Here is a 19,488-nt window from a genome sequence, read left to right as displayed (position 1 = left end):
TTACAAGCAGAGGGTCGGGGGTTCGAACCCCTCTTCGCCCACCAAGACGCGGAGTGGTAGTTCAGTTGGTTAGAATACCTGCCTGTCACGCAGGGGGTCGCGGGTTCGAGTCCCGTCCGTTCCGCCACTTCATTGATATCCTTCCTAAGCCTGTTACCCACTCAGCTTTGCCTTGCGCAACGCCTGCATCTCCTGTTTGCTGTCTTTTCGTTTGTCTTTTCGTTTGTCTTTTCGTTTGTCTTTTCGTTTGTCTTTTCGTTTGTCTTTGATGGTCGGTCGTGTCCAACAGTATGCGTTCCGCACGCTTATCGGGTGCGGAACGGTGTTTGTGTCTCGGGAGGATGCTTAGCGCCAGTTGGGGTTGGTCATCACAGAGTAGCGGCCGCAGCCGAGAAAGATGATGGCAAGCGATGCGAAGAAGTAGACCATCATATGCTCTATTCCCCAGGCGCCAACTTTGGTCAGGGTGAAGGTCAGTGCTGTGCCTGCCAGCGCCCATGCGAAAATCATAGTGCCGAGCATCAAAATGGCTGAAATTCGAGTCAGAACGCCCAGAATCAGCAGGACTGGGGCAACAACTTCCCCGAGGTAAACGCCGTATCCTATAACGGTGGGCAGACCGTGGGCGGTCAGCATGTTGAAGATGCCGTCGATACCATGTGTTATCTTGTGCCAGCCATGAAGCAGCATCATTGCCGCAAAGGATACGCGAAGTATGAATTTTCCCAAATCGGGTGCGTCGAGGTATCGGTTGAGGGTGGTGAGCATGCCAAGTCTCCTTTTGGGTATGCGATATCGGTAGTACTTCACTCTAACGCTGGTGCTTGATTTTGACCACAAAATCATCGTCTTAGCAGGCGTTTATTGTTTCTGGTAAAACCGGATCAGGTAGGGGGTGTACCGCGTTACATGTGGATAGGCGATGCTCGTTGAAATAGAGGTGTGTGGTTGTGATTCCCGATGGTGCCCAGCTGGTGATGCCAATCAAAAGCCGGTTTTATGAAGCGAACGATATTCAAGTGGCCATGTTGCGGTTGGATCTGCTGCATCCGCAGATCAGTGGCAATAAATGGTTCAAACTGCTGCGGCTGATCCAAAGGCTGGAGGCCGGCGAGCGGCCTCGTGTTCTGAGTTTTGGCGGTGACTGGTCCAACCATCTGCATGCGTTGGCTTATGTCGGAAAGCGATACGGTATTGAAACCCTTGCACTGGTTAGAGGGCATGCGTCTCAAGTGCCAACGGCGATGCTTGAGGATGCGCGACGATGGGGAATGAGTCTGGTTTACATTGATCGCGACCGCTATCGTGACCGGAATCAGCCCGAGTTCCGCCAAACATTGGGAAACGCCTATCCCGGGTGGGAGGTGCTGCCTGAGGGCGGCAGCAGTGCAGATGCAGTGCGCGGGTGTCGAACCTTATGGCAGCTTCTCGAAGGAACGGGTTGGTCGAAACCGGATTTTTTTGCTTGTGCCATGGGTACGGGTGGTACCGTGGCAGGAGTTATCGCCGGCAAGCCTGAGCAGACCCAAGTGATCGGAGTGCCGGTGCTGAATCTTGGCGGTGAAGCTGAGGCGATGGTCGGAGAGTTGTTAAGGCAGGCTGAGGTTGTGGATCCCAAAGGTTGGTTGCTCGATCCTGATGGCGCATGGGGTGGTTATGCGCGGCTTCCAGATGAACTGTCGGCCACCTTGCGATCGTTTGAGTTTTTATCCGGAGTGCCGCTGGATCCGGTGTATACGGTAAAGCTCGTTGCAGCGGTCAATCGACGTATTGCCCGTGGACATATCGTATCAGGAAGTAGAGTGTTGCTGATGCACTCCGGCGGTCTTCAGGGTCGTCGTGGCATGCTGTCACGTATCGAAAACGGTTCGACTGCCTTTGTTGGGCCGGTGCTCGTATAATGTGTAAGGTCGGCAACAGATGTAACCGTCCAGAATCAAGGGTATAGCTAAGGGTAGGGTATGGAAAACTTTCGTAACATCGGGTTGATTGGTCGCCTCGGCAGCAAGAAGGTGATCGATACCTTGAAAAGCCTGATCCGCTATCTGGATGATCAGGGCCTGAATGTCATACTCGATCAGAAAATCGCTGAAGTTATGCCCGGACATGGTCGCCAGGTGGCCAAGCAGTCGCGTATGGGGGAGGCCTGTGATCTGGTTATCGTCGTGGGTGGCGATGGCAGTCTACTGGGGGCGGCGCGTTCGTTGGCGCAGAGCCATGTACCTGTACTCGGCGTTAACCGCGGTAACTTGGGTTTCCTGACTGACATAGCACCGGATGATATCGAAGAGAAGGTCGGCGAAGTGCTTGCCGGCCGTTATTCGGTCGATACCCGGTTTCTGATTGATGTTACGGTGAAGCGTGAGGGTGAGCCGATTGCAGAATCGACAGCTCTCAATGATTGCGTGTTGCACCCGGGCAAGGCAACCCGGATGATCGAATTCGAGCTGCATATCGAAGGGCAGTTCGTTTACACCCAGCGCTCGGATGGCCTGATCGTATCGACCCCGACAGGATCGACCGCTTATGCACTTTCAGGTGGTGGTCCGATAATGCATCCTCGACTGGATGCGTTGGTGCTCGTTCCGATGTTTCCTCATACCCTCTCAAGCAGGCCGATTGTGGTCGATGGCAACAGTGAGTTGAAACTGGTCATTACCGAGCGGAATGAAACCTACCCTTCAATTTCCTGTGATGGGCAGATGAACATCGCGCTCTCGCCCGGGGATACGGTGACAATTCACAAGAAGCCGCATAAATTGAAACTTCTCCATCCGCTCAATTACGACTTTTACAGGACCTGTCGTGAAAAATTGGGCTGGGGTACGAAGCTGGGGGAGTAACAGGGTTTGGTGAGTGACGAATTTCAGGGAGTTGATCTGATCGGTGATGTGCATGGCTGTGCGATCAGTCTGTGTCTGTTGCTCGATCGAATGGGCTATAGACGTATCGATGGCGTCTACCAACACCCCGTACGCAAAGCTGTCTTCATCGGCGATATCGTCGATCGGGGGCCTCATATCAGAGAAGCGTTGCATGTCGTACGCGCCATGGTCGAAGCCGGGCAGGCTGAGATCATCATGGGGAACCATGAATACAATCTGCTCTGTTATCTGACGCCAAAGGCGGATGGCAGCGGCTATCTGCGTGAACACACCCCGCGCCATCAGCGTATTTTGCAGCAGACTCTCGACCAGTTCAGTGGCCATCAGTCGGAGCTGGATGATTATCTTGACTGGTTCATGCAGTTGCCGCTGTTTCTTGAAAATGATCGTTTTCGAGCCGTGCATGCTTGCTGGCATCAGGCACTGATCGACCGCTTCCGTGCAGAGCAGGGCAGTAATCACATCGATAAAGCGTTCCTTGAGCGTTCCGCCGTTCAGGACAGCTTCGAGTGGGAAGTCATGGACAGGTTGTTACGTGGCACGCATCTGAGATTGCCCAACAACGAAGTCATCGTCAGTAAAGATGGGTTCAAGCGGCATTTTTTCCGTACCAAGTTCTGGGCCGAGTCGCCAGAGCGGATGGGGGATGTGGTCTTCCAGCCTGATCCCTTGCCGGAGCATATCGCCCGAATGCCCTTAAATGCCGAGCAGCGTAGCGACCTTTTGTGTTACGGGCCCGACCAGAAACTGTTATTCATGGGGCACTATTGGTGCGAAGGCGTGCCGGTTCCCCTAACTGACAATATCGCGTGTCTGGACTTCAGTGCGGTGAAGTACGGGAAGCTCGTGGCCTACCGATTGGATGACGAAAAAGTGCTGCGAAAGGACAAATTCGTGTGGGTGGATGTGGCGCGAGAGGTGGGGCGCATGGACACGGAGATGGGCTGTTGAAACCCGTTCTGGAAGTGCCGCTAACCGAAGATCTCACGCCTTTCACCGCGCTGCTGTGGGAGCACGAGGTACCACATCGTGTGGTTGAAACAGAGGATCAACAGGTTCTTTTTATATCAGAGAGAATCGATCCCGAGCAGATTAAAGCACTGTACCGATTTTGGCGTGAAGGCGGAGATCTGAACGCCGTCGAGATCAGAACCGAGCCCAAGCGACGTTTTTCTCAACCTCTCGTTGCCCCGGCGCGGATTCGGATGACACTTGCGCTGATTGTCCTCAGCGTTGTGCTGACGCTGGTGATCGGGTTTGGCGGCAGCGAAAAGTGGATGGCATACCTGACGTTTACGGACTTTAGCATAATCGGCGACCGCATACGTTTTGACGGGGTTGGCGCGATGCTGGCTTCCGGACAGTGGTGGCGCCTGATTACACCGATATTCCTGCATTTCAGCATTTTGCACATTCTATTTAACCTGCTCTGGGTTTGGGTGGTGGGCCAGCGCGTCGAGCTGCTTCAGGGTAGTTGGGCGTTGCTCGGCGTTGTACTGTTCAGCGGTATTGCGTCCAATATTGCCCAGTATTGGGTATCGGGCCCCATGTTTGGCGGCATGTCGGGCGTGGTATTTGGCCTGCTGGGCTACACCTGGTTATGGGATCGATTTGAAGCACGCTACCGTTTCAATTTTCCGCCTGCTCTCATGGGGCTGATGGTGCTCTGGTTGGGGTTGGGGTTTACCGGTGTGCTGGAAGCGGCAGGGTTGGGCGCAATTGCGAATACCGCTCATCTGGTGGGGTTGCTTGCTGGCCTTGCCTGGTGGCCAATAGGGCGCTTGTTTGGACCGCGATCAGCCTAAGGGCTGTGTGCTAATATGGTTGCCTGCAGGCTCCAGTTTTAATTGAGGTGCGTTCGATGAACTTTGAAAAAATGATCGAGGCGATGACGCCCGATGTCTACAACGCGCTCAAGCGCGCTGTTGAGTTGGGGAAATGGCCCAACGGCGAGCGTTTGAGTCAGGAGCAGCGCGAAACAAGCCTTAGGGCTGTCATTGCGTACGAACACATGCGGGAGATGCCGGATGAACAGCGTGTCGGATTTATCGACCGCACGCGGCCAGATGGCGATCAGCATGGTTGTGATCCGCTTCAGGCTGAAACGCTGAAGATTTTGACGGAGCAGTAGGTATCGATGGTTCTTCTCGGTACCGGCGCGCTGCGCAAGATGGAAGTGGCTCTGGATAGCCCTGTTCAATATAAGTTAAGGCTCGATGATGACAGTCTGGTCGATATGAATCAGCTGATCGGTCAGCCCATCGCTATGAAGTATGAGGGTGTAATCAACTGCCTGCATTGCGGCAGGAAAACCCGAAAGAGTTTTAACCAAGGTTACTGTTACCCCTGTTTTACTCGGTTGCCGCAGTGCGATAGCTGCATCGTCAAACCGGAAACCTGTCATTTTCATGAAGGCACGTGCCGCGATCCGGCTTGGGGAGAGCGTAATTGCTTCGCGCCCCACGTCGTATATCTGGCAAACTCGTCAGGATTGAAAGTAGGTATAACCCGGCGTACCCAGATTCCGACCCGCTGGATCGATCAGGGTGCGGTTGCAGCGTTACCGATTTTGGAGGTGGACAACCGACTCCACTCCGGGCTGTTGGAAAAGGTGTTTTCAGCCCATGTCAGTGACAAGACCAACTGGCGTGCAATGCTTAAGGGCGACATACCTGAAGTGGATCTGGCCGCCGAGCGGGATCGCCTGCTTGCGCTGTGCGCCGATGAGATCGACGCTTTGAGAAGCCAGCATGGAGAAGCGGCCATAAGGACGCTGCCGGAACAGGCGGGCGTAGCGATCACCTATCCTGTAATTGAATACCCGAAAAAGGTGGCGACTTTCAATCTGGACAAGAGTCCTGATGTGAACGGCACGCTACTGGGAATCAAAGGACAGTATCTGATACTGGATAGCGGCGTGATCAACATACGAAAATTTGGCGCCTATCAGGTCAGCCTAAGCGCGTGAATCAGGAGAGATGATGTCGCAAGAGATGCAGCAGCCACAACCCATCTATCTAAAGGACTATCAGGTCCCCGCGTATCTGATCGAGCATACCGATCTGCGTTTTGAGTTGGCAGAAGAGGAAACCTTGGTACGCGCGACGTTGCAGGTGCGGCGAAACCCTGCATGCACGCGCACGAAGGCTGCGCTGGAGCTGCACGGTCATGAATCGGTTGAGCTATGCCGCCTGAGTATCGATGGTGAAATACTCTCCGAACGGGATTTCAGCCGTGATGACGAATTGCTCTGCATACCGGCCGTGCCTTCACGTTTCACCCTTGAATGCGTGACACGTATCCATCCCCAGTCAAATACAGCGCTTGAGGGCTTATACAAGTCAGACGGAATGTTCTGCACTCAGTGCGAAGCCGAGGGTTTCAGGCGCATTACGTTCTATCCCGACCGTCCTGATGTGATGTCGGTGTTTCGGACAACGGTCGTAGCCGAGCGCGCGCGTTATCCAGTGTTGCTATCCAATGGTAACCCGGTTGAGTCGGGCGATGAGGATGACGGTCGTCATTTCGTGACCTGGGAAGATCCTTTCCCGAAGCCTGCCTACCTGTTCGCGCTGGTAGCAGGCGATCTGGCTGTTCTGGAGGATAGCTACACCACCGCCTCAGGCCGTTCAGTAAAACTCCAGATCTTTGCCGACAGCAAAGACCTGGATAAGCTCGATCACGCAATGCTGTCGCTCAAGCGGGCCATGCAATGGGATGAGCAGGTTTACGGACGTGAGTACGATCTGGACATCTACATGATCGTCGCCGTCGATTTCTTCAACATGGGGGCCATGGAGAACAAGGGGCTCAACATATTCAACACCAGTTGCGTGCTGGCAAGTCCCAGAACAACTACTGATGCCGCTTTTCAGCGGGTTGAAGGTGTTGTTGCCCATGAATATTTTCACAACTGGTCAGGCAACCGCGTGACCTGTCGTGACTGGTTCCAGCTGAGCCTCAAAGAGGGCTTTACCGTTTTCCGCGATTCCGAGTTCTCCGCCGACATGAATTCTCGGACGGTTAAGCGAATTGAAGATGTTGCGCTTTTGCGCACCGCTCAGTTTGCCGAAGACGCAGGCCCCATGGCTCACCCGGTTCGCCCCGAGTCGTTTATCGAAATCTCTAATTTCTATACCCTCACGGTGTATGAGAAGGGGTGCGAAGTCGTGCGTATGCTCCACACCCTGCTCGGAGCAGAACTGTTCCGCAAGGGGACAGACCTCTACTTCGAGCGACATGATGGTCAGGCAGTGACTACAGACGATTTTGTTCAGGCGATGGCCGATGTTTCCGGTCGGGATTTGACGCAGTTCAAACGCTGGTACAGTCAGGCCGGTACGCCTCGAGTTGAGGTTAGCGACAGTTGGGATGAAAGCACAGGTCAGTATCGCCTGACGTTTCGTCAAAGCTGTCCGGCGACCCCCGGTCAGGATAAGAAACTGCCGTTCCACATGCCGATCGCCTACGGCCTGATCTCCGCAAGTGGAGATGAACTCGATGCTGGCGTACTGGAGCTAACCGATAGCGAGCAGAGCTTCACGTTCGATGGGCTGGCAGAGCGTCCGGTTCCCTCCTTGCTGCGCAGCTTCTCCGCGCCGGTAAAGCTCAGTTATCCCTATACCGATGCCCAGTTGATGCATCTGTTGCGACACGACAGTGACGGTTTCAATCGCTGGGATGCAGGGCAACGGATGACCGTTGGTTTGATGCAGTCGCTCATGGTGGATTATCGCGCCAGTCGTGAGCTGGCAGTTCCAGAGTCCCTGATTGATACCTGGCGCGGCCTTCTGCTTGATGAGAGTCTTGATCCTGCGATGGTGGCGCATCTGCTGCGCCTGCCATCAGAGGCGTATCTGGCCGAATTGGCCGACGAGATTGATGTAGAGGCGATCCATGAAGTGCGGGAGTTTATGGTCACCACTTTGGCCAGAGCCCTGCAGGATGAGTGGAGCGAGGCCTACCGCCGTTGCAGCGATGATCAGGCATACACGGCTGATGCGGCTGCATGTGCCCGTCGCAGCCTGAAGAACCTCAGTCTCGGTTACCTGTTGGCAACCGGTGAAGAGGTTTGGCTGGCGCTGGCGGAGGAGCAGTTCAACACAGCTGATAACATGACCGATCAGCAGGCCGCTTTGGCGCTGGTTGTTCACTCGGGTTTCCGTCACGCAGGAGAGCGACTGCTGGCGGAATTTCAGGCCCAGTGGCAGCACGAAGCGTTGGTCATGAACCAGTGGTTCTCAATCCAGGCGTCCGACCCCTGGCCGGGCGCGCTGGAGCGAGTACAGCAGTTGCAGGAACACCCCCTGTTCGATGCCCGAAATCCCAACAAGCTGCGTTCGGTTGTCGCGGCATTCTGCGCGCAGAATGCGGTTGGATTCCATTCTGCAGATGGCAGTGGCTATGCTTATCTGGCAGATTGGATCATTCAGCTCAACAAGCAGAACCCGCAGATCGCGTCACGTCTGCTGACTCCTCTGACGCGCTGGAGACGATACCCTGAGGCCGCTCAGGGCTTGATGAGGGGGCAGTTGCAGCGGGTACTTGAGAGTGGAGACCTGTCACGCGATGTGTACGAAGTGGTCAGCAAAAGTCTGGCCTAGGTTGACTCGCAAGAGCGCCAATAGCTTAGAATCAATTGAAAACACGTTAATTGTCAGGACGATACACGATGGACAGAAAATTAAGCTCTGCCGATAAGTTCGATCTGCAGCAGAACTACCGCCGTTTCTTGAAGTATCAGGAGCAGTTCACGCTGGCCAACGATGCATTCAAGGATGCGCGTGCAAGCAGAGTGTGGATAGCAGGCCTGATCATGTTGCTTTTCGCGTTGGCGTCAGACTTCTTTCTCGGCGCTTCGGCTGCGCTGTTTGGTCTGTATTTTTACCGTATCGTGCTGGCGTGGTTCCACTCCTCGCAAGCCGAGGAGGGGCGTGAGCATATGGAGCGTTGGTTTGCCGGAAAAGGGCTCAAGTTTCAGGGGCGGGTGCTTTACTACCGTGACGATGAGATGCTGGCGCGTCCGATAGATCCCTTCGATGACATGGTGTACGACTGAGTGCAGGGCCTGAGCTGTGAAGCGGGAGTATCGGCGTCTCAGTCGGCGTACTCAGCAGTTGTTGAATGCGCCGGAGAGCGTTAACGTCGACTTCAAGCGGGAGGTTCAGGCTGTGCGCAGTGCCCATCTGGTCGCGTTTGCAAACTCCCCGCTTGGCGGCACGCTTCTGATCGGTATTGATGAGTATACCAGCCCGGATGGTGTCCAGCGGGGGCGTGTAGTGGGGTGTGATGTTGATGATCGTGCCCGTCTGCTGCTGGTCAACAAGGCCACTGAATGTATCCCCAATATTGAATTGAAGATATATACCGAAAACCTGTCGCAATCCCGTCCTGTTCTGCGTGTCGAAATTCCCAGCGGTCACCTTAAACCCTACTGTACCCATGGCGGTGAGTATCGTATTCGTACTGATGGGCGTAACAGGGCATTGCTGCCGGAGGAGCTTCTGGCGATATACATGGATCGTGAAGGGGAGCAGTTCCTGTCCCGTTTTCGTGATGCCGTATATCAGCTGGAACATCAGGTCGAGGGTGTAAACCACTCGCTGAGCAAGGGCATGCTGGCGGTAAGCCAGCATCTGGAAGATCTGGATGATCAGCTGCGGCACACGTTACACAGAATCGAACAGCTGACCGACAGTAACAAGAAGCGCTCCCGCAACCTGTTGCAGGCCTTGCGTGAAAGTCAGCGCAGTATCGTGCAGCTGGAGGAGGTTGTCGCGCCCCGCGTTGACAGCTACAGCAGTGGTCTGCTGGTGGATATCGAACACAAATTGGGCATGTTGCTGGATCTGATCGACACCGATGCCGAGCTGACCGATTCGATTCATGACGAAGAGGAGTCTTAGAGGTGGTCGATATTGGCGCAAGGCGCTACTGGGTATTTGATCTGGATGGAACGCTGACCCGCCCGGTGCACGATTTCGCTCATATTCGGGCAGAGCTTGAGTTGGCACCCAACTGCGATATTCTCGATTCTCTGGCTCTACTCCCGTCGCCACAGCGTGAGCATAAGATGGCACTGCTCGATCGCCTGGAATTGTTCTACGCCGAGAAGACCCAGCCCGCCGCGGATGTTGTTGGCTTGCTGGATGCTTTATTCCAGCGTAATGACAGGCTGGGTATTCTCACGCGGAACTCTCAACCCGTGGCACTTCAGGCGCTTGAGGTGATCGGTGCACGCCGGTATTTCCTGAAGGAGGATGTGCTCGGGCGTGACGAAGCGCGCCCGAAACCCGATCCGCATGGTATAGAGCTTCTGCTGGAACGCTGGTCTGCGAAGCCTGAAGAGGCGGTGATGGTAGGTGATTTTCGCTACGACCTTGAAGCTGGGCGGAGCTGCGGTACCGCTACCGTTCATGTGGATCATGGTACGCACCAGCCTTGGCCGGAATTGACCGATCTGCGTGTAACGTCATTAACACAGCTGCTTGAGATCCTCTGAATAGAGGCTAGCTTTATTGATCTAGGCCAGTGGCTTGGAGTCAGATTTGGCTATAGTGAAGTTGTGTATTCGTTCACGCGGAGGGTTCCAATATGACGATCATGAAAGAGCTACATCAGGAGCACCTGAATCTGAAGAGATTGCTCGTGATGCTTGAACGCAAGGTCGAGAGGTTCAGGGCCGGTACCCACCCCAACTTTCAGTTGATGTCCGACGTCGTGAGCTACGTTGGGGGTTATGCCGATACTCACCACCACCCGCGGGAAGATCGTATGTTCGCTCATTTCAAAGGGCGAAGCAGCGAACTCGATACATTGATGAAACGATGTGAAGAGGAGCACGTTCAGCTCAAGCAGCTGTCGACACACCTCAACGACTCCATTGATGGTATTTTGCATGATGCTGCCGTTGTGCCGCTGGATGACCTGATCGATTCGCTTGCGCAGTTTGTACAGCACGAGAAGGCACACCTCGATTTCGAAGAGGGGACCCTCTTTCCCAAGATAGAAGCCGTTGCAAGTTCTGAGGATTGGCAGGTGATCGATCAGGCGCTGCCGTCACCCAGCGATCCGCTGTTTGGGCTGAAGCAGTCTGACGAATACCGGACGCTTTATCAGGCTCTGGCTGATGATGAGCGGGCCAGCTGACCCGCTTCCACCCCTACCCCTGTTTTCTTAAAGTCCGGTGCGCTGCGCCAGATAGCGCTCGACTGTATCGACGATCGCCTGGGTTTGAGGGTCTACTTCCACGTTGACGTGTGCGCCCGGGCTTAGCTCCCCGAATGTGGTCATGCGGAGGGTTTCCGGAATCAGATATACGCAGAATCTGGACGTCTCCACTTCGGCCATGGTCAGGCTGCAACCGTTAAGGCCTACAAACCCTTTCGGTAGCAGGTAGCGTGCAAGGGCGTCTGGACGCTCGAACCAGATGATGCAGTTATCTTCGGTTCGCTCAATTTCCAATACTTCTACCGTCTGGTATATGTGCCCGGACATGGTATGTCCGCCGATCTCGTCGCCGATCCGTGCCGCGCGTTCAAAATTGACCCTGTCGCCAATTTGCAGTGCGCCCAGATTGGTTGTTTCCAGTGTCGCAGCGATAAGATCGAAACTGATCCTGTTGCGATCAAACTGCGTAATGGTAAGACAGGTGCCGTTGAGGGCGATGCTGGCGCCGGCCTGAAGGTCTGTGCAGTGTTCGGCGGGAAACTCGAGAGTCAGCTGCATGAACCCGTCCCGGCGTTCGATTGCCGAGACCTGGGCACGGCCCTGAACAATTCCAGTAAACATAGTGTGCTAATCTCCTGTTAGATAAGTGCAATATACCGGAACCTTGCGAGGGAGAATAACCGTGAGAGTCCTGATCACCGGCGGTACCGGCTTCATCGGTCGCCAACTCGTCAAAGCGCTGCTTACACGCGGAGATAGTGTGGGAGTTTTGAGCCGTCGCCCTGAGTCTGCAAAACTGGATTCACGTGTGCAGCTTTATTCCGAGTTACCTCAGGTTCAAGGCCACGTGGACGCTGTCGTGAATTTGGCAGGTGCGCCTATTGCTGATCGCCGCTGGAGCGAGAAGCGCAAGGCGTTGCTGATGGAAAGCCGCATTACGCTGACGGAGCAGTTGGTCGAGTGGATGAGAGGTGCCGTGCAACCGCCAGCCGTGCTGATTAGCGGGTCTGCCATTGGTTACTATGGCAGTCAGGGGGATCGAGAGCTCGATGAAAAAGCAGCAACCAAAGGTGGCTTTGCCCATGACCTCTGCGCTTTGTGGGAGGCTCAGGCCATGAAGGCTGCTGAGTTCGGAGTGCGGGTCTGTTGTATACGTACGGGCGTTGTATTAGGGCCCGGTGGCGGTGCGTTGGCAAAAATGTTGCCTGCATTCCGTCTTGGCTTGGGAGGGGCCATGGGAACGGGGCGGCAGTGGATGGCCTGGATACATCGCGATGATGAGGTCGCTGCCATACTACACCTGCTGGATCATAACACCCTGAGCGGGGCATTTAATTTGACCGCCCCAAGCCCGGTAACCAATGAAGAGTTCAGTAAGACGCTGGCGTCGGTATTGAACAGGCCGGCTTTCTTTCGAGTGCCGGCCGTCGTTCTTGAACTGATGATGGGTGAGGCCAGTGAGTTGGTGCTCAAGGGACAGCGCGTGGTTCCTACTCGCTTGCTCGAAAGTGGGTTCCGCTTTCGATATACCTCCCTGAAAGAGGCGCTTACTCAGGTTGTGAAGGGTTCGCCTTAGGCGGGCTATCCGACGGCTTGGGTTCGCGCGCTCTCGCTTCGAGTGCTTCCAGACGCTCCAGCGTTGTTACGGCTCTGGAGAGGTGGTGCTCGATTCTGTCCAGTCGCGCCTCAAGCTGAGTGATGCGCTGAATGTTGCGATCCTCCTTCTCGACCATCTCTTTCTCGTCGCGCTCGATAAAGAAAACCGAAAAACTTGCTGTCAGCATCGAAAATAGTCCGATACCGGCAAGGATCAACAGCATGCCGAACAACCGTCCCTCGGTCGTCGAAGGTACAAGATCGCCATAGCCGACGGTAGTCATTGTCACCCAGGCCCACCAAATGCCATCCATCGGCCCGTTGAAGGCGGGATCGATGCCCGATATCAGGAAGCCGGAGATCACCAGAAAGAGCAGGGCGATTGCCATGGTTTTGCCAAGTTGATGGCGCGACAGGATCTGCCGAAGATCCTGCGATACCTTAAGCAGAATCCCGAGCATGATCATAAGTCGGAGGCTTCTAAGCACTCCGGCGTAGAACAGGTCAACACCAAATAGAACGGGGATGCCGGTAAGAATGATGACCGGGTTTAGCCAGTTCTGTTTCAGGTAACGCTTCCGGTCATCGACCAGTGCCAGCATGATAGCCAGTTCTGACGCGAAGCAGATCCAGATAAACCAGTCAGTAAAGCGCGTGAACAGGGGGTCTTGAATCCCTTTGGCTTTGAGGTACCAGTCGAGAATGATCCAGATCGCCAGAATCAGCATTGGCCATTCTAGTCTCTTCGCCCAGAGCGTGGCGCGTGGATTCTCCTCGTCATCGACACCCCCGAGACCGATTCGGACCATCAGTGCATTGTGCTGGCGGTAACGATTACTCAAAAGCGGGGCTCCGTTGATCTGTTATGAGGCCTGAAGATAGCCGTCCTGAGCAGTATCGGCCACCATGCTGTTTTGGCGGCGTCTACGCAGTGTATCGATGGTTTTTAGCAGGAGATCACCCTGCCAGAGTTCTGGGTTGTCGTGCAGTTGCTGCTCCAGATCAAGCACCAGATAGTCAAGTGTCTGGTTTCGGGCTGCGTCGCAGATCGCCTCAAGGCTGTCGATCGTGCGCTCGGGCCAGAAGTTCTGAGCCCATTCGGTAAGACGCGCTTTGGCGAGCGTGGCGCTGTTCTGCTGGCAAGCGATTGCCAGAGCCTGGAAGGTGTTGCGCTCAGCACGTTCATTGGCCAGTAGCAGTTTTCGTTGGCGTCTGATCTCCTCTTCCATCTGTACTGCACTGTCGTCAGCCCGGAACTTGCGCAGCTTCGACCAGGTGTAAAGCCAGCCAAGAGAACTCGTCAAACTCAGAAGGGTCAACAATCCGATCAGGATATGATACTGAGTGGTGTTCAGTAGTATCTGGTCATCGCTACCAGAGGTGGCGGAGGCTTGTGCAGAGCTGATAAGCCCGTCCATGATGGGTGGTGGATTGACGTGGAACTGTCGGGTCGGGAGGGCTGCGTGGCGCCCTCTGTCCAGACCGACATCCCACCAGTGAAGATCAATGGGCGGCAGTATGAAGTCACCTGCGCCGAGCGGCTCGATACTAATCGTTTCTCTGCGTGTGCTGACCAGGCCAAACTGTGATGCCGATTCTGTCAAGCTGACATCCTGCAGTTCCATATACACATCATCGCTGTTGGCAGGCATCAGCTGTGGCAGCTTCTCGGCGGGAATGCCGGTAACGGTCAGGGTCAGTTCCCGGGTAAAACGGTCCCCGGGCTTCAGGTTTTCAGGGGGTGTCCAGCTCTCTTCGAGCGTCAGTCGCTCGGCCGGTAGCCAGATGCCCGTGGTGCTTTGGTATGCCGGTTCCAGTACTTCGACTTCAAGTGTTTCCCCTTGAAGCTCTACCGCATCCATGTCTGGCGTGCCGGGCAGCTCAAGGCGCGGGCCATCGATAATCAGGGGGCCGGTCTGGTCCGGGAATATGGCGTACTGCTGCTCGGTTATGAAATAGGGCTCGCCACGGTACTCACCTTCATGACGTCGGCGCTCCCCAAGTTCACGTACATCGCTGGTACCGGCATGGGGTGGGTAAAACCGGATGTTATTGGGCAGCGGGTTGCGGTGGTAAAGCCGTGCGGTGTAGAGCAACTGGCCATCAAGATAAACTTCGCGGCTGTCGACACGGCTGTCGAAAAAGGCCTGAGCACCGGGCTGTCCACCAAGAACTGGGCTGACTTCACTGACATCGACACGCAAAGGTTGCGTGGCCTGACCTGCAAGCGTGAGGCTCGGTATCTCGATATTCCCTGCGTTACGGGGGCGCAGGGTCACTTGCCAGCGCGTACGAATGTCCCGGCCGCTACTGCTGTGGGTTGAAATAAGCGTCCGTTTGCTGCCGAGGATACGGAAATCCTGATGCAACGGTGTGAAATCCGGCCGATCTTCCGATCTGGAGTCAACCTCCAGCGTCAGCATGAGATTGTCCAGTGCGGTGATACTTGTCCGGTCCAGCGTCGCCTGCGCCTCCGCGTGAGCGGTTGTCGCAGTTCCCAGCAGTAACAACGCAGCTAGAAGTCGTCGCATTCAGTATCCCGGACCGGTATAGACTTCATCATAGACGATGATCCAACTCATTATCAGCTAAGGTAAAATTCATCGCAACCGCATCGCAAAAAAGGATATTTTAAAGTCGAAATATCCGGGCGTTTAAAGAGCGGCAAGAGGGTGGTATGAGAGAGTTGGTTGTTGAGCTGAATATCAGTGCCGAGGAGTATCTGCGACTTTATCGTGGCGAGGTCGATAGCGTTTTGGCCCGCGCACTGGATGGCAGACAAGTGCGCTTTCCTGCCAATAGCCTGCGTCCGTTTGTTACCCGCGGGGGCGTCAGCGGGCGTTTTCGTATCCGGTACAACGAGCATGGCAAGCTTGTCGATATTCAAAAGCTGTAGTGTGTGGCGCATCAAGGTGCTATTGCGGCGGGGGGCCGCTATAATGCGCAATCAATTTTTCAGCGCCTGAAGAGGAAACATGCTGTACGACCTTGCTCGCACGCTAATGTTCAGACTCGATCCGGAGGTTGCGCACAATGTTGCGCTTGCAAGCCTGTCCATGGGGGCCTCATTGGGTCTGGATCGTTTGATCCGCTCTCACGATCTGTCGATACCGGTGGAAGTGATGGGAATTCGATTCCCGAACCCGGTGGGCCTGGCTGCGGGTCTCGACAAGAACGGCTCCGCGGTCGATGGTTTGGCGGCGCTGGGGTTCGGTTTCATTGAGGTTGGTACGGTAACGCCTCGGCCGCAGTCCGGTAACCCGAAACCGCGTCTGTTTCGTATTCCGGAGCATCGCGCCATCATTAACCGAATGGGGTTTAATAACGATGGTGTTGACCAGCTGCTGATTAACCTCGAACGCAGCCGTTACAAGGGTGTGCTGGGTATCAACATCGGTAAGAACAAGGATACGCCCAACAATAAGGCCAATGACGATTATCTGCTGTGCCTGCGCAAGGTCTACGATCGTGCAAGCTATATCACGGTAAACGTCTCTTCGCCCAACACGCCGGGACTGCGGACCTTGCAGTTTGGCGAATCCCTCAACAGCCTGCTAGATGCGTTGAAGACCGAACAAGCGCGACTGGCTCGCATCTATGGGCGTTATGTGCCGATTGCTGTAAAAATCGCGCCCGACATGGACGAAGAAGAGCTGAAGCTGGTGGCCGGTTCTTTGAAAACCTATGAGATGGACGGTGTCATCGCGACCAATACCACTTTGTCACGTGAGGGGATCGAGGATTCTCCGGTCGCACAGGAGGCTGGGGGGCTCAGCGGCGAACCTGTACGCGGTCGTGCCAATATCGCGATTCGTACTCTGGCCGCAGAGCTTAACGGCGCACTGCCAATCATTGGTGTCGGCGGGGTTTGTGAAGGCTTTGACGCGGCTGAGAAACTTGAGGCTGGGGCGAGTCTGGTACAGATCTATACTGGCTTTATCTATCGTGGTCCGCGGTTGATTCGGGAAGCGCTTGAGGAGATTTCGATGCTGCACAGCGCTAAGCGCTGAGCAGCATCGGGGCTGAAACTTGCCTTATAATCTGGCGGGTGAATCGCCCCGAGGGAAGATATAGATCAAATAGTTAATGTAATGACGGATTAGCCTGAATTGCAGAAACGCCGGACATTCCACTCCAGTGTGCCTCGCGTCCTTCGCGCCAACCGCTCATCCAGTGACTTCTCAGTTCCGTTGCCTGGACAGGGCATTCGCTCTGGGACTTGCCACAGAGCCCGGCCTGGAATCCACGGTTGAACAGAGTTGAGGTACGATCTCGTTTCTGTTTTTTCATAGTGCGCCTCGCATTGTTCTATTCTTCGAAAAAACGCCGTGACTTTTTTCGCGGCGCCTGACGCCTTGAAAGGATCATTTCGATCGATTCAGATTCCATTCATATCGAATTTTGGTTTCGGGGCGTAATTTAAAAAAACTATATCGCTCAAGTAGTTAATAGGTATTTGTACGACGCGGGTGCAAAAAACCTAGTCTTTTCATGAGCTTGTAATTCTATTGCAACGAAAATAAGGGCCGTGAAAAATTTTCACCACAGTCCTGGGAACATCTTGAGCTGAATCAATGTCGAGCCGGAGCCAAACAACTGCCATGAAATTTTTTGTTACCTGCCCCAAGGGAATAGAACAGCTGCTGGAGCAGGAGTTACAGACGCTGGGAGCGGACAGTACCAAGCAGACCGTGGCTGGCGTCTACGTTGAAGGCGACCTGCGGCTTGCTTATACGGTTTGCCTTTGGTCTCGGTTGGCTAACCGGGTGCTTTTGCAGTTGGTAGAAGGCGATGCTGTCACGGCCGATGACCTATACGCGTTAGTTCAAAGCATTGACTGGCTTGAGCATCTGCGTCCTAACGGCACCTTCTGTGTCGATTTCAGCGGTAAAAGTGATGCCATTAACAACACGCATTTTGGTGCGCTCAAGGTCAAGGATGGCATTGTTGACCAGATACGAGATGCAACAGGCAAGCGGCCAACCATCGAGCGCGTGCAGCCTGATCTGAGGGTAAATGCTCATCTGGCCAAAGGGCGGCTGAGTCTGGCTGTCGACCTGTCGGGCGAGAGCCTGCACCGTCGCGGCTACCGACGTCAGGCTGGGGCAGCGCCCATGAAAGAAAACCTGGCCTCTGCTGTCTTGATCAGAGCGGGGTGGCCCGCCGATCAGGAGCAGGTGCCCGAGGTGCTGGATCCCATGTGTGGTTCTGGCACCTTGTTGATCGAAGCTGCACTGATGTCCGCTGATATCGCGCCAGGTTTGCTCCGGCGGCATTTCGGTTTTACCTATTGGTTGGGGCATCAATCGTCCCTTTGGCAGGAGCTGATCGCAGAAGCAGAGACGCGCAGGACACAAGGGCTTGAGCGCTGCACGGTGAAATTTATCGGTTTCGATGCCGACGAACAGGTGCTTTCCCGGGCCCGGCAGAATGCGCGTCAGGCGGGGGTTGAGCATTTCATGAACTTCGAACACCGGGAGCTCGCGCGGCTGAAACGGCCTGGTGAGGCCGAGTCAGGTTTGGTCGTGACTAACCCGCCCTATGGCGAGCGACTGGGTGAAGAGTCGGAGTTGATGTTCCTTTATCAGCTGTTCGGGCAGTTGTTGCGCAAACATTTTGCTGGCTGGCGAGTGGCTGTTTTTACTGGGAACCCTGAACTGTGCAAGGTGATGAAACTGCGTGCGGACAAGCAGTACCGCATGTTTAACGGCAGTATCCCAAGCCAGTTGCTGCTGTTTCAGGTGCATCACAAAGTGGCCGCCGAGGATGGGCCAGTCGAACCGGTGGTACTGTCGTCTCAGGCGCAGATGTTCGAAAACAGGTTGCGCAAGAATCTCAAGCAGATGGCGCGATGGCGCAAGCGCGAAAGTATTACCTGTTTCCGGGTGTATGATGCCGATATACCTGAGTATGCGGTAGCCGTGGACTATTACGATCCAATGGTGATGGTGCAGGAGTATGCGGCGCCTGCGAGCGTTGATCGAGTGAAGGCGTTTGATCGGGTTCAGGAGGTGCTAAAGGTCGTGCAGCAGGTTTTCGAGCTGACACCTGAACAGGTCGTCCTGAAGCAGAGAAAGCGCCAACAGGGGAGCGAGCAGTACACCCGCCAGAATGAGACCGGTCATTTCTATACGGTTGTCGAGCATGGTGTACAGCTTAGAGTGAACCTGCACGATTATCTCGACTCGGGTCTGTTTCTCGATCACCGTCCAGTAAGGCGCATGATCCAGTCGATATCGGCTGACAAGGATGTGCTTAACCTGTTCTGTTATACCGCCTCGGCAACCTGTCATGCTGTGGCGGGAGGCGCCCGCAGCTCCACCAGCGTCGATATGTCGGCAACCTATCTGGATTGGGCGCGGCGTAACCTCGATCTTAACGGTGCAGATCCAGCTCGCCATCTCCTTGTGCAGGAGGACTGCTTCAAGTGGTTGGCCAAGCCCCGAAAAGAACGATTTGATCTGATTTTCATGGACCCGCCCACATTCTCAAACTCCAAGAGGATGCATGATGTGCTGGATGTTCAGCGGGACCATGTTCGTCTTATCGAAGGCGCAATGCAGCTGCTGAGGCCAGATGGACTGCTGATCTTTTCCAATAATTACCGTCGTTTCAGTCTGGATTATGAAGCGCTGTCAGCATTCGATGTGCGCGACATTACGTCCAAAACACTGGATCCTGACTTCAAGCGGAATTCTCGCATCCATTGTGTCTTTGAAATCCGCCACTCCAATAAGACTTGATCCAGGCTTCGCGCACCAAATTGCGGCATGATAATTGCTTAATTTGGTGCGCCGATCTTTTTGGCGTGTCCCTTAATAGTGCGTTTTGGCGATTT

Annotated in this window: 20 protein-coding genes and 1 tRNA gene; 16 read left to right on the top strand and 5 right to left on the bottom strand. The window is 54.8% G+C overall.

Going from position 1 to position 19,488, the window contains the following annotated elements:
• The first annotated feature begins 50 nt into the window (after positions 1-50).
• Positions 51-127, top strand: a tRNA-Asp gene (locus ADIMK_RS17710).
• A gap of 218 nt (positions 128-345) precedes the next feature.
• Here the strand turns inward: ADIMK_RS17710 and ADIMK_RS17705 are convergent.
• Positions 346-768, bottom strand: a complete 423-nt coding sequence (locus ADIMK_RS17705; RefSeq protein ID WP_036190937.1) for a DoxX family protein — start codon at positions 766-768, stop codon at positions 346-348.
• 182 nt (positions 769-950) lie between these two features.
• Here ADIMK_RS17705 and ADIMK_RS17700 point away from each other — a divergent pair, with 182 nt between their 5' ends.
• The 11 genes from ADIMK_RS17700 (at position 951) to ADIMK_RS17650 (ending at position 11,033) form a co-directional block, all read left to right on the top strand.
• The gene (locus tag ADIMK_RS17700) at positions 951-1,901 is read left to right on the top strand and encodes a 1-aminocyclopropane-1-carboxylate deaminase/D-cysteine desulfhydrase (protein WP_156042987.1); all 951 of its coding nucleotides are present in this window, start codon (positions 951-953) and stop codon (positions 1,899-1,901) included.
• Between the two features lie 60 nt (positions 1,902-1,961).
• A complete protein-coding gene (locus tag ADIMK_RS17695; RefSeq protein ID WP_036190935.1) occupies positions 1,962-2,843 on the top strand; it encodes an NAD(+) kinase in 882 nt (293 codons plus the stop codon).
• A 9-nt stretch (positions 2,844-2,852) separates the two neighbouring features.
• Positions 2,853-3,836: a metallophosphoesterase gene (locus ADIMK_RS17690; RefSeq protein WP_036190968.1), complete on the top strand. Its 984-nt coding sequence runs from the start codon at positions 2,853-2,855 to the stop codon at positions 3,834-3,836.
• Positions 3,833-4,690: a rhomboid family intramembrane serine protease gene (locus ADIMK_RS17685; RefSeq protein WP_036190934.1), complete on the top strand. Its 858-nt coding sequence runs from the start codon at positions 3,833-3,835 to the stop codon at positions 4,688-4,690. Before ADIMK_RS17690 ends, ADIMK_RS17685 begins: the two co-directional genes overlap by 4 nt.
• A 56-nt stretch (positions 4,691-4,746) precedes the next feature.
• Positions 4,747-5,016: a YeaC family protein gene (locus tag ADIMK_RS17680; protein ID WP_036190932.1), complete on the top strand. Its 270-nt coding sequence runs from the start codon at positions 4,747-4,749 to the stop codon at positions 5,014-5,016.
• A 6-nt stretch (positions 5,017-5,022) separates the two neighbouring features.
• Positions 5,023-5,853 (top strand): DUF2797 domain-containing protein, encoded by an 831-nt coding sequence (locus ADIMK_RS17675; protein ID WP_036190931.1) that lies wholly within the window; start codon positions 5,023-5,025, stop codon positions 5,851-5,853.
• Positions 5,854-5,866: 13 nt separating this feature from the next.
• Positions 5,867-8,488 (top strand): aminopeptidase N, encoded by a 2,622-nt coding sequence (gene pepN, locus ADIMK_RS17670; RefSeq protein WP_231517081.1) that lies wholly within the window; start codon positions 5,867-5,869, stop codon positions 8,486-8,488.
• A gap of 68 nt (positions 8,489-8,556) precedes the next feature.
• On the top strand, positions 8,557-8,943 hold the full coding sequence (locus tag ADIMK_RS17665; protein ID WP_036190929.1) for a hypothetical protein: 387 nt from the start codon (positions 8,557-8,559) through the stop codon (positions 8,941-8,943).
• A 16-nt stretch (positions 8,944-8,959) separates the two neighbouring features.
• Complete coding sequence (locus tag ADIMK_RS17660; RefSeq protein ID WP_036190928.1) at positions 8,960-9,790, top strand: AlbA family DNA-binding domain-containing protein; 831 nt, start codon at positions 8,960-8,962, stop codon at positions 9,788-9,790.
• 2 nt (positions 9,791-9,792) lie between these two features.
• Positions 9,793-10,386, top strand: coding sequence for an HAD family hydrolase (locus ADIMK_RS17655; protein WP_036190927.1), 594 nt, complete (start codon positions 9,793-9,795; stop codon positions 10,384-10,386).
• Between the two features lie 92 nt (positions 10,387-10,478).
• Complete coding sequence (locus tag ADIMK_RS17650) at positions 10,479-11,033, top strand: hemerythrin domain-containing protein (protein ID WP_036190926.1); 555 nt, start codon at positions 10,479-10,481, stop codon at positions 11,031-11,033.
• A 27-nt stretch (positions 11,034-11,060) separates the two neighbouring features.
• Here ADIMK_RS17650 and ADIMK_RS17645 read toward each other — a convergent pair whose 3' ends face one another.
• On the bottom strand, positions 11,061-11,675 hold the full coding sequence (locus ADIMK_RS17645; RefSeq protein WP_036190925.1) for a riboflavin synthase: 615 nt from the start codon (positions 11,673-11,675) through the stop codon (positions 11,061-11,063).
• Between the two features lie 61 nt (positions 11,676-11,736).
• On the opposite strand from ADIMK_RS17645, the gene ADIMK_RS17640 reads away from it, so the two are divergent.
• Positions 11,737-12,630, top strand: coding sequence for a TIGR01777 family oxidoreductase (locus ADIMK_RS17640; RefSeq protein WP_036190924.1), 894 nt, complete (start codon positions 11,737-11,739; stop codon positions 12,628-12,630).
• Here the strand turns inward: ADIMK_RS17640 and ADIMK_RS17635 are convergent.
• Positions 12,602-13,492, bottom strand: a complete 891-nt coding sequence (locus ADIMK_RS17635; RefSeq protein ID WP_231517080.1) for a potassium channel family protein — start codon at positions 13,490-13,492, stop codon at positions 12,602-12,604. The genes ADIMK_RS17640 and ADIMK_RS17635 overlap by 29 nt on opposite strands.
• A 21-nt stretch (positions 13,493-13,513) precedes the next feature.
• A complete protein-coding gene (locus ADIMK_RS17630; protein WP_036190922.1) occupies positions 13,514-15,181 on the bottom strand; it encodes a BatD family protein in 1,668 nt (555 codons plus the stop codon).
• A 146-nt stretch (positions 15,182-15,327) separates the two neighbouring features.
• On the opposite strand from ADIMK_RS17630, the gene ADIMK_RS17625 reads away from it, so the two are divergent.
• Both ADIMK_RS17625 and ADIMK_RS17620 read left to right on the top strand, forming a co-directional pair.
• Complete coding sequence (locus ADIMK_RS17625) at positions 15,328-15,546, top strand: DUF2835 domain-containing protein (RefSeq protein WP_036190920.1); 219 nt, start codon at positions 15,328-15,330, stop codon at positions 15,544-15,546.
• Positions 15,547-15,625: 79 nt separating this feature from the next.
• Positions 15,626-16,660: a quinone-dependent dihydroorotate dehydrogenase gene (locus ADIMK_RS17620; protein ID WP_156042985.1), complete on the top strand. Its 1,035-nt coding sequence runs from the start codon at positions 15,626-15,628 to the stop codon at positions 16,658-16,660.
• Between the two features lie 73 nt (positions 16,661-16,733).
• On the opposite strand, the gene rmf is transcribed toward ADIMK_RS17620, so the two are convergent.
• On the bottom strand, positions 16,734-16,940 hold the full coding sequence (gene rmf / locus ADIMK_RS21795) for a ribosome modulation factor (protein WP_081849848.1): 207 nt from the start codon (positions 16,938-16,940) through the stop codon (positions 16,734-16,736).
• Between the two features lie 311 nt (positions 16,941-17,251).
• Between rmf and rlmKL the strand changes: the two genes are divergently transcribed.
• Positions 17,252-19,393: a bifunctional 23S rRNA (guanine(2069)-N(7))-methyltransferase RlmK/23S rRNA (guanine(2445)-N(2))-methyltransferase RlmL gene (gene rlmKL, locus ADIMK_RS17615; RefSeq protein WP_036190919.1), complete on the top strand. Its 2,142-nt coding sequence runs from the start codon at positions 17,252-17,254 to the stop codon at positions 19,391-19,393.
• Positions 19,394-19,488 lie beyond the last annotated feature (95 nt).

It is taken from the genome of Marinobacterium lacunae, assembly GCF_000705555.1.
Lineage (GTDB): Bacteria > Pseudomonadota > Gammaproteobacteria > Pseudomonadales > Balneatricaceae > Marinobacterium_D > Marinobacterium_D lacunae.
Note: the sequence above shows the minus strand (reverse complement) of the source record. Positions and strands in the feature narration are given on the sequence as shown.

Coding starts and splice junctions, on each gene's coding strand:
- ADIMK_RS17680 (WP_036190932.1), top strand. CDS start 4,747: ATGAACTTTGAAAAAATGATCGAGGCGATGACGCCCGATGTCTACAAC.
- ADIMK_RS17705 (WP_036190937.1), bottom strand. CDS start 768: ATGCTCACCACCCTCAACCGATACCTCGACGCACCCGATTTGGGAAAA.
- ADIMK_RS17665 (WP_036190929.1), top strand. CDS start 8,557: ATGGACAGAAAATTAAGCTCTGCCGATAAGTTCGATCTGCAGCAGAAC.
- rmf (WP_081849848.1), bottom strand. CDS start 16,940: ATGAAAAAACAGAAACGAGATCGTACCTCAACTCTGTTCAACCGTGGA.
- ADIMK_RS17630 (WP_036190922.1), bottom strand. CDS start 15,181: ATGCGACGACTTCTAGCTGCGTTGTTACTGCTGGGAACTGCGACAACC.
- ADIMK_RS17620 (WP_156042985.1), top strand. CDS start 15,626: ATGCTGTACGACCTTGCTCGCACGCTAATGTTCAGACTCGATCCGGAG.
- ADIMK_RS17650 (WP_036190926.1), top strand. CDS start 10,479: ATGACGATCATGAAAGAGCTACATCAGGAGCACCTGAATCTGAAGAGA.
- pepN (WP_231517081.1), top strand. CDS start 5,867: ATGTCGCAAGAGATGCAGCAGCCACAACCCATCTATCTAAAGGACTAT.
- rlmKL (WP_036190919.1), top strand. CDS start 17,252: ATGAAATTTTTTGTTACCTGCCCCAAGGGAATAGAACAGCTGCTGGAG.
- ADIMK_RS17645 (WP_036190925.1), bottom strand. CDS start 11,675: ATGTTTACTGGAATTGTTCAGGGCCGTGCCCAGGTCTCGGCAATCGAA.
- ADIMK_RS17675 (WP_036190931.1), top strand. CDS start 5,023: ATGGTTCTTCTCGGTACCGGCGCGCTGCGCAAGATGGAAGTGGCTCTG.
- ADIMK_RS17695 (WP_036190935.1), top strand. CDS start 1,962: ATGGAAAACTTTCGTAACATCGGGTTGATTGGTCGCCTCGGCAGCAAG.
- ADIMK_RS17625 (WP_036190920.1), top strand. CDS start 15,328: ATGAGAGAGTTGGTTGTTGAGCTGAATATCAGTGCCGAGGAGTATCTG.